Annotated in this window: 7 protein-coding genes and 1 tRNA gene; 7 read left to right on the top strand and 1 reads right to left on the bottom strand. The window is 65.8% G+C overall.

The features are described from left to right. Positions 1-452: 452 nt before the first annotated feature. The 6 genes from VGF64_14945 to VGF64_14920 all read left to right on the top strand — a co-directional run bounded on the left by VGF64_14945 (position 453) and on the right by VGF64_14920 (position 8,407). Entirely contained in the window at positions 453-989 is a 537-nt protein-coding gene (locus tag VGF64_14945) for an ATP-binding protein (GenBank protein ID HEY1636059.1), read from the top strand. A 1,002-nt stretch (positions 990-1,991) separates the two neighbouring features. Continuing rightward, complete coding sequence (locus tag VGF64_14940) at positions 1,992-2,594, top strand: TIGR03086 family metal-binding protein (GenBank protein HEY1636058.1); 603 nt, start codon at positions 1,992-1,994, stop codon at positions 2,592-2,594. An 887-nt stretch (positions 2,595-3,481) separates the two neighbouring features. Beyond that, on the top strand, positions 3,482-4,777 hold the full coding sequence (locus tag VGF64_14935; GenBank protein HEY1636057.1) for an ABC transporter substrate-binding protein: 1,296 nt from the start codon (positions 3,482-3,484) through the stop codon (positions 4,775-4,777). An 83-nt stretch (positions 4,778-4,860) separates the two neighbouring features. Then, entirely contained in the window at positions 4,861-5,748 is an 888-nt protein-coding gene (locus VGF64_14930) for a branched-chain amino acid ABC transporter permease (GenBank protein HEY1636056.1), read from the top strand. Continuing rightward, the gene (locus tag VGF64_14925; protein HEY1636055.1) at positions 5,745-7,655 is read left to right on the top strand and encodes a branched-chain amino acid ABC transporter ATP-binding protein/permease; all 1,911 of its coding nucleotides are present in this window, start codon (positions 5,745-5,747) and stop codon (positions 7,653-7,655) included. Before VGF64_14930 ends, VGF64_14925 begins: the two co-directional genes overlap by 4 nt. Continuing rightward, a complete protein-coding gene (locus VGF64_14920) occupies positions 7,652-8,407 on the top strand; it encodes an ABC transporter ATP-binding protein (protein ID HEY1636054.1) in 756 nt (251 codons plus the stop codon). The genes VGF64_14925 and VGF64_14920 overlap by 4 nt, the downstream gene beginning before the upstream one ends. 11 nt (positions 8,408-8,418) lie before the next feature. On the opposite strand, the gene VGF64_14915 is transcribed toward VGF64_14920, so the two are convergent. Continuing rightward, positions 8,419-8,496, bottom strand: a tRNA-Pro gene (locus VGF64_14915). A 98-nt stretch (positions 8,497-8,594) separates the two neighbouring features. Between VGF64_14915 and VGF64_14910 the strand changes: the two genes are divergently transcribed. Further along, positions 8,595-9,661, top strand: a 1,067-nt coding sequence (locus VGF64_14910; GenBank protein HEY1636053.1) for a glutamine synthetase family protein, incomplete at its 3' end; no start/stop codon positions are given.

Below are 9,661 nucleotides of genomic sequence, written 5' to 3'. Positions count from 1 at the left end.
GCTGCCACTGAACGCCGGGTATGCCACGTACTGTGTCTCAGTTGATCACGGCCGTCTTCAGGAGGGCCAGTGATCTGAGGTCATCGCCCTGGCGACCTCTGCGCGGGCCGGTCAGAGGCGAGTACCCTTCCGGTCGATGATGAGCATGTCGATTCGCATTCGCACCGCTTGACGGCGGCGCGACCCACTCGCTCGAACTAGACCCGAGCATCCCTCCGGTTCTCCCCGGGGGCTCCGCGTCCGTCGGCCCATTCACTGTCGGGTTCGCGGTTTGCGCTTCCGTTGGCCCGGCGTTCCGTCGATCCACAGGAGAGCGAATGTCAGAGGATGCTCGCCCCGAGCCGCGACCGACAACTCGTCGCGACGAACCCTTCGAACGCGTTGCGGGCTCTCGAGCCGGGCGCCATGAACCCGTCCACGGGACCCCGGCCGATGCGGATGGCCGGTCGACCATGTTCGTGCTAGTTGGCCTTCCCGCCTCGGGCAAGACGAGCCGGGCACGTGAGCTTGCTTCAGCATGGAGCGCTCTGCGCCTGACTCCCGACGAGTGGATGATCCCACTCTTCGGACAAGGCCAGCCCGAGGGCAAGCGCAACGTCCTGGAGGGGCGCCTGATCTGGCTGGCGTTGTCCGCGCTGCGGATTGGGGTCAACGTCGTGCTCGACTTCGGCGTGTGGGGCAAGGACGAACGGTCGGCGCTGCGAGCGTTGGCAGCCTCGGTAGGAGCAACCAGCGAGCTGGTTTACCTGCAGGTGGAAGAGGAGGAGCAGTGGCGCCGGGTTCAGGCTCGCTCCGAGACCGACGCCGCAACTACCTTCGGGATGACCAAGGCGGACCTCGAACGGTGGCAGCAGACCTTTCAGCCGCCGGACGCGACCGAGCTCGAGACATCGCAGATCGACCCCCCACCGGCGGGCTTCGACTCTTGGGAAGCCTGGGTGGCGCAGTGGTGGGCAACGTCCCTCCCCGGCTACGGATCGACAACCTGAGCCTGAGGCTCCTCGAACGAGACCAGGCCGAGCCGAGGGCCGAGCGACCCATTAGACTAGCCACCTGCCGCCGACGCCCCCGTTTCAGGTGCCTGTATCGACGGTGTTGCGCTCGCCAGTCCGGCTTCGGGAAGCCGAGAAATGTCCCAGAACGTGCGCCCGAAAAGTTGGACAAGATGTCCCTGATCGCTGCCGGCTCAGGGTCGCGGACGAGCCGGTTTGCGAAGCGGAGCGGCATCAAGGTCGATCCGAATGGTGAGGGGCTCGCTCGCAGAGGCGCGGAAGATGACGCCATCAACACGACCCACCGCGCCATTGGACTCGTCAATCCTTCGACGACGGGCGAGGCCGTCATCATCCGCGGCTATGGTCGCCGACCCCGAATACCAATGCCGTCCAATCTTCACTCGCACGCTGGGGTTAGCCACTAGGTTCTTCACGTAGTCGCATCGCCGGCCCTGCTCTGATACCACCCAAAACGTTGAACCCTCGAGGCCATCTCCCACTGGGGTCAGCCGACGCTGCCCACTCCGGCGGCCCGTGGTCTCGAGTAGCGCGAACGCCCGAGGCGACATTCCCAGTCGAAGCCCCAGGCGGTTTGGAGGATTGAAGACGTGCTTCTCGAGCCACCGCTGGAGCGTGCCCCCAGTCGCCATCGTTGTAAACAATACGGCGTTCCTACGAGTCCGGGCCAACCTGGGGGACGTTCGCTCGCGGCGGATGCGGACGACGCCCGAACGACTACTCGGTGTGCCTTGAGGTTTCACGGTCGCCGGTGGCGAACACGCGCCCGCTAATACTCAGACGGCTCCGCTCTTGGCGTGCCCCAGTACGCCGGATCCTGGGCGAAATATTCTGCGTCCTCCGGCCGGCGGCGGAGGGAACCGGGCGGGGCAAGTGGCCGATTCGGGGCGCCCGTCGTAGTGCTGGGGGCGTCGTCATTCTGTGCGCTCACTAACCGGCGCCAGGGGCTCAGGTACCGTGTGGCCGAGGAGGACTTGCATGGCCGACGCTGACCGCCGAAGCAGGTTGTTGGCTTCGTACGAGAACGCCGCGGTAATCGTCTCAGCAATAGACTTCGAGCGGCTCGGCGACCCGACGCCATGCCCCAGATATGACGTGGCCGGACTGATCGACCACCTCGTCGAAGCGGGCCACCGGGCGGCCGCTCTCGGCCGAGGGCAGGCACCCCCGCCGGGAGACGAGTCCCCTCATGTCGAGCCGTCCGACGCGCCCGCTCAGCTACGTCGCGCTGCGATGGAGGCGGCCGAGGCGTGGGGCGACGAGGCCGCACTATCGTCGTGGTTCACCATGCCGTGGGGCGAGGAGTACACCGGGGCCACCGTGGTGGACATGTACCTGGCCGAGCTGGGCGCCCACGCCTGGGACCTGGCCCGCGCCACGGGACAGCTCGACAGGTTGGACCCTTCCCTCGGGCTGCCGGCACTCGAAGGTGCGCGGGCCATGATCAAGCCCCAGTACCGCAATATGGTCGAGCCAGGAGCCCCTTTCGGGACGGAGGTGCCGCCGCCTCTCGGCGCCGACGACTGGGAGCGCCTCGCCGCCTTCATGGGACGCGACCCCCGAGCATCGCTCGGCCGGTAAGGGTTGCAGAGGGGACGGCCGGCTCGCAGCCCTAGTCGCCGGTTCGGTCCCGAAGGCTCACGCAGCACACCGCCCGCAACACTTCCCGGCGATCCGGTCGGGGTGATGCGCTCGCTCGGCCTTCTGGTCGTCGCTCACGAAGTGCCCCATAACGTACGCCCACAACTGTGCCCGACTCGCGTCCCAGATCTTCATGCCGGCTCCCGGGCGAATTTAGAGGCCGCGGTGGATTGGGCCGCCTGCCGCCCCTCGACCCTGCAGCGGGTCGAGGAAGTCAGCATATGACGCTTCATGGCGAGGGTGGTTGTCGCTCCACCTTATGAGTGTGACGCCTGGGTAGCCACAAATGACGGCCTAATCGCGGGGCATGTAGCTCTGCACGATGCAGCGCAGGACCCTGCTTGTCCGGCCGCCGAGAACGCGTCCAGGTTGGATGGTGACCGGCTCGCCGCCGTGGGTCGGTTGTTCTCGAGCCCTACCTGTCGACTTCCGGCATTGGTCCGGCCATGCTTTGCGCCGCCGTCGACACGGCCCACGCGGGAGGCCAGAGGCCTTTCCTCAATGTGACAATCAACCTGAATGAAACGAATGGCCTTAGTATCTCAAGTCGGCCGGCAAGCTGCGGGCGGCCTCGGAACGCCCCTTATCGATCTCGGCGGGGTGCTTACCTGACGGGGCCCATCTGGAGTTGCTGCGTCGGGGCTTGCGTTAAGCAGGATCTCTGACGGGGTATCATATCGCCACGATTGGGTTGCGACGAGAGGTTCGGCGCAGTTGGCAGGCCCCCATCAGGGGCAAGGCCGATTCGCGATCAGTTGTCGCTACTCAGTCGAGGAGCACCTTGCGCTGGGGATCCTCGTTCGGGACGGGTGGGGTGGGGGTCGCAGGTGAGGGGTGCGGCCGCGGTCGGGAAAAAGCTGGAGGTGGTCATGTCCTGGGTCATCACAGTGTTCCGTCAACGCAGGGGTCTGAGTAGAGGAGGTAAGCATCGCCTACGCCCGCGTGGGCTCGCCGCCGTGATAGCCGTCCTCGCCCTGGTAGCTGCGGCGTGCGGCAGCTCGTCTACGTCGACGACTTCCTCGAGCGCGAAACCCATCCCAGCCGGTCCGATCAATCTCGGCGCCCTTTTGACGCTCAATGGCCCGTTCGCAGCCATAGGGCTCGCCCAGCAGAGCGGGCTTCAGGTGATGGTCAGCCGACTCAACTCGTCAGGCGGGATCGCTGGCCACCAGATCAACCTTATTGCACTCAACGACCAGGGCGACCCGGCGACCGCAGTCTCTCAGGCGAACAAGCTGGTGAGCAGCAACGTGGCCGCCGTCATATACGCCGGCACGGCGGCCACCAACCAGCAGACGATTCCAGTCTTCATGAAGAGCCGGGTCCCAGTCGTGATGCTCGAGCCAGAGGATCAGTGGGCGAATGGAAACGTCTACCCCTACTTCTTCGATAACTATCCGCTGAACAAGCCGACCTTCCAGTTCATGGCGAAGTTTGCCAAGAACCAGCTGCATCTTGGAAAACTCGGGATCATCAGCGACGGCACGGCCTTCGCCGACTCCTTGATCGCCGATCTGAAGCCAGCTGCCTCTTCAATTGGCCTGACGACGACTGGTCCGGTCACGTACTCACCAACGGCTGTTGACGTGACCACCCAGGTCCGCCAGCTCCAGGCGAGCGGAGCGGACGGTGTCGCCCTCCTCGCCGAGGGCGGACTCGGCCAGGTCTACAACGCCTTCCACCAGATTGGCTGGAGCCCGCCCATCGTCACAACCGCCGCGGCCTACCTAGTCGGTTATTCGTCCCTGGGCTCGCTAGCGCCAACCACGTATTCCAACTGCAGCATCTCCCTTCAGTCAGGCGAGCAGCCGCCGTCGTCGGTAACCGACCTCATGCAATCGGTCACATCGAAGATAGGGGTAACGCCCACCGACACCGCGGTGCCCATCTACAACGACGACCTCCTCATCGTGAAGAGTGCTATCGAGAGCACGCACACTCTCGATCCGAACGCCATCAAGCAGAACATCGAGTCGATGCAAAACCGGTCCTTCACATGGCCCAAGTACGCCTACACGTTCTCGGCCACGAACCACGATGGGTGGCCGCCGTCGGAGATCCATATGTGCAAGATGACCCCGTTAGGACCCTTCGACTTTCCTTTGGTCGCCCCAGGCGGGTGACGGGAGGCAGATCCGGTCAGAGCTGGCTCGGCCCACGATGAGCATGTCGTGCCATCCGTCCTCGTCGTGACCGGCGGGCCCCTGTGAGCCTCTTTCTCAACGCCGTCATCGCCGGTATCGCCATCGGCTCGGTTTACGGTCTCATCGCCATCGGGTTCACGGTCGTGTACAACGCGACCAGGGTCTTCAACCTGGCCCAAGGCGACCTGGTGATGCTGGGGGTACTGCTCTCGTGGTACCTGCTCGACGTCCTGCACTGGCCCCAGGTGGCGGCCGCTGCGGCTGTGCTCGTGGGGATCCCGGTCGTCAGCCTGTTCGAAGAACGGTTCGTGGTCCGGCCCTTCATACGCCGCCCGGGGGACAACATCGGGTGGTTCATCGCCACTCTGGCCTTCGCCCTGATTGTCGAGACCGTGGTGACCAATCTTTACGGCAACCGGCCCCCCGAGGCCGTGCCCAGCCCCTTTGCTAGCACCGCGATCCACCTGAGCCGGAGCATCACCACGGCCCCGAAGTTCATCTTTGCGTTCGGAGCACTCGTCCTGGTGACCGTAGCGATCGAGGCCTTCTATCGACGCACGTGGTTCGGCACGGCCATGCGCGCCGCCGCCGAGGACCGGGAGGTGGCCGCGCTGCGGGGCATTGAGCCAACCCGGGTGAGTGTCGCTGCCTTCGCTATCGGCGGTCTGGTAGCCGCCGTTGCCGGATTTGTGGTGGCTCCGATCGTGTTCTCGGACGTCTCCGTCGGGCTCGCTTACACGCTCAAGGGCTTCATCGCCCTTGCCATCGGCGGCTTCGGCAGTATCAGGGGGGCCCTGGTGGGAGCGCTGGCTCTGGGTGTGGGAGAGCAGATCTTTGATCTATACGTGACTGCTCGCTACGACGTGCTGGCCGGGCTGGGGCTTCTCATGATCGTCCTCGTCTTCCGGCCCACGGGCCTGTTTGGGGCCCGGGGGGTGCGACAGGTGTGACCCCGAAGCAGCGACGAAGCCTGGCGGGCCTGGGCGGTTGGGTGCTGTTGGCACTCGGCCTGGTCGTGCTTCCCTTCCTGCTGCAGGCTCAGACTTACCTGCTCGACCAGTTGGAATACATCCTGTCTCTCGTGCTCGTCGCCATCGGACTCAACATCGTGACGGGCTTCGCCGGCCAACTCTCCCTCGGTCCAGGAGCCATCTTCGCTGTCGGCGGATACACCGCGGCCGTTCTCGCAAACGACTATCCCCACCAGGTCGGCCTTCTCCTCATGTGTCTCGCCGCGGTGGCGGCGGCAGGGATCTTCGGGCTGGTGGTCGGCTTGCCGGCCTTGCGGGTAGGCGGCTTCTACCTGGCCAACATGACACTGTTCTTCGCCCTGCTGGTGCCCATCGTTGTCAGCCAGCTCGCCGTGACCAATAAGACGAGCGGTATCTCGTTGGTTGCTAACCCCGCCTTCAACCAGAGCCCTCAAGGCTTTCCCCTGTACGAGACAAGCTTGGCTGTCGTGCTGGTCTTGGTCTTGATGTCGTGGGCCCTTCTTCATTCCCGGGTCGGTCACCGCTTCGTGGTCCTCCGAACCAGCGAGGAGCTCGCGGCCTCGCTCGGGATCGCCGGGTACCGAACCAAGCTTCTGGCCTTCTTTCTGAGCGCCCTGCCTGCTGGTCTGGGTGGAGCCTTCTACGTTTACACCCAGCAGTTCATCAGCCCCGGCAGCGTCAGCGTTACTCTCTCCATAAATCTCCTTGCCGCAGTAGTAATCGGAGGGCTGGGCAGCGTCACTGGGCCGGTTGTGGGCGGACTGTTGATCCTGGGCTTGAGCCAGTTCCTCGGGGGACTGGCTCAGTATGAGGGCATCATCTTCGGCGTACTGCTCATTGGATTTGCGATCCTGCTACCCGACGGCCTCGTCGGTACGGGCGCCTGGCTGGTCCATCGCGTCCCGGCACTGCGACCACGGGCCCCTTTGAGGCCGGCGCTCGGTCCGACCGCGGGCGAAGCGGGAGCGGCGGCGCGTGCTACTCCCTCAGCTCTCGGGGCCGCAGTGGCGTCGGCTCGACGCCCTCGTCTCGAGGCCGGAGTCGATCCGCTCGGGGCGGGGGCCCCGGCATCGACTGAGGAGCGTACGCGAGGGCCATTGGTCGCAGAGGCCGTCCGCCGCAGCTTTGGTGGGGTCGTCGCAGTGGACGGAGTCGACCTCGTGGTACAGCCGGGCTCCATTTACGGGCTGATCGGCTCGAACGGCTCAGGCAAGACGACCATGCTCAACCTCATCTCTGGCTTCTACCGGCTCGAGGCGGGATCAGTCCGAATTGGCCATGACCGTCTCGACGGCAGACCCGCCTACTACGCGGCCCAAAGGGGCGTGGCTCGTACCTTCCAGACGCCCAAGTTGCTCGAGCGGGGCACGGTTGTCGACAACGTGATGCCCGCCGCTGAGGTGTCCCGTCCCTGCTCCGGCGTGGCGTCGATGGTCCGCCTGCCAGCTGGTCGGCGGGCCGACCGTGCCTCCCGCCAGCAGGCCCTCGCCGCCCTTGAGCGCCTCGGCCTCGGCCGCCTAGCCGACGAGCTAGCAGGCGAGTTACCCCACGGCACTCGCCGTCTCGTTGAGCTGGCTCGCGCCATCGCCCTCGAACCCCAGTTCCTCCTGCTCGATGAGCCCGCGGCTGGACTCAGCCCCATAGAGCTCGACCATCTGACCGAGGCTGTCCACGCGGTTGTCGATGACGGCGTCGGAGTACTCCTCGTCGAGCACAACGTTCCGCTCGTCTTGGAAGTCGCCGCCGAAGTGACAGTCCTCCACCGTGGGCGCGAGCTGGCTCGTGGTTCGCCGAATGAGATCCGCCGGCACCCCGAGGTGGCTCGGGTATTCCTGGGCACCGAGGTCGCGGAGATCGAGCGGTGACGGCCCCTGGCGAGGGAGTGGGGCTCAAGGTAGAGGATCTCCATGCGGGCTACGGAGGAATGGAGGTTGTCTCGGACGTCTCGTTGGAGGTCAACCCGGGTGAGATCGTTGCCTTGGTGGGTCGAAACGGCGCAGGAAAGACGACAACGCTCGCCGCTATTGCTGGGATGCGCCGCGGTGAATTCACCGGTCGAGTAATGCTCGACAAGACCGACCTCGCTCGCCTTCGACCGGCCCAGATCGTGGCCGCCGGCCTAGCCTTCGTCCCCGCGGGCCACCGCGTATTCACGGCTCTCACCGTGCTTGAGAACCTTCGTCTCGGGGCGTTCTCGCGCCGGCGCCGCATTTCGCCCCAAGCACTCACAGCTGGACTAGAGAGGACCTTCGACCAGTTCCCGGTGCTGTCGGCTTACCAGACCCGGATGGCCGGGCATCTGAGCGGGGGTGAGCAGCAGATGTTAGCGATCGCCCAAGCCCTCATGAGCGAGCCCGGCGTCCTTCTCCTCGATGAGCCCACCTCAGGGCTGGCGCCCACCGTTGTGCAGACAATTTACGCGGCTCTTGCCAACTTGAGGGACGCCCGTATCGGCGTCTTGGTCGTTGAGCAAAGCGTCGAGCGGGCTGTCGACCGGTCGGACCGGTGCTACGTCATGGAGCGGGGCAACATCGAGCTTTCGGGCCGGGCCAGCGAGATAGCGGCAGACGAGCGGGTGCAGATGATTGTGCGTGGGGTGGCGAGCCCGGATAACTGATTGGGGGCCTCTGGTCGGGCTGGCCGGATTCGAACCGGCGACCTCTTGACCCCCAGTCAAGCGCGCTAACCAAGCTGCGCCACAGCCCGTGTTTCCTGCATCGTAGTTGACGTCGCCGTGCGGGACCGGAAGAGAGCCACCACTGGGTCCCCTGGGCTGCCGGGGCCCGTTGTTAGGGTGACGCGCCGTGGGCACCGAACGCGCCGGGGGGCCGACGGCGAGGAGCATCGAAGAGGTCGTCGACGCCTGCCGGCAGGCCGGGGTGCGGCTGATCCGCTTCCTGTACTGCGACAACGGCGGGACGGTGCGGGGCAAGGCAGTCCACATCGATCGTCTCGCCGACCGCATGCGGACGGGGGTGGGGCTGACCGTGGCGATGCAGGCGATGAGCTCGCTCGATGAGCTTCAGCCCGTGGAGGGCATGGGGCCGGTCGGCGAAGTCCGCCTCGTGCCCGATCCCGAGAGCTTTGTCGTGCTCCCCTACGCTCCTCACGCCGCGGCAATGGTGGCCGACCACGTGGCGCTGGACGGCCGGCCGTACGACGCCGGCCCTCGTCCCTTCCTGGCCAGGATGGCGGGCGTCCTGGCCGATCGCGACATGGTGCTCTCGTGCGGGGTCGAGAGCGAGTTCAGCCTGGCCCTCCAGGACGGCACGGCCTTTGTTCCCATCGATCACAGCCTCTGCTTCTCGACAATCGGGATGGCGGCCGCCGCCGACGTCATCGACGCCATGGTCGAAGCGCTCGAGCAACAGGACATCGCCGTCGAGCAGTACTACTCCGAGCTCGGACACGGTCAGCACGAGCTCTCGGTCTCCCCTCACCCAGCGGTCCAGGCCGCCGACATCCAGGTACTGGTCCGGGAGACCATTCGGGGCGTGGCCACTCGCCACGGCGTGGTCGCCTCCCTCGCCCCCAAACCCTGGCCCGACCAGGCGGGAAACGGCGCCCACGTGCATCTCAGCCTCTGGGACAGCGCTCTGCGCCGTAATCTCTTCCACGACGACGCCGGCCGCTACGGTCTGTCCGGCCTCGCGGAGTACTTCGTCGCCGGTATCCTGGCCCACCTTCCGGGCCTCCTCGGCCTGACGGCCCCGAGCTTCAACTCGTTCCAGCGCCTCCTTCCCGAACACTGGAGCTCGGCCTACGTGTGCTGGGGCCCCGACAATCGAGAGGCTGCGGTTCGGGTCCCGTCGACGTTCTGGGGGCGCGAGATGGCATCGGCCAACCTCGAGTACAAGCCGATCGATGCGTC

It is taken from the genome of Acidimicrobiales bacterium, from assembly GCA_036491125.1.
Classification (GTDB): domain Bacteria; phylum Actinomycetota; class Acidimicrobiia; order Acidimicrobiales; family AC-9; genus AC-9.
The sequence above is the reverse complement of the archived record's forward strand: the minus strand, read 5'-3'. Positions and strand labels throughout refer to the sequence as shown.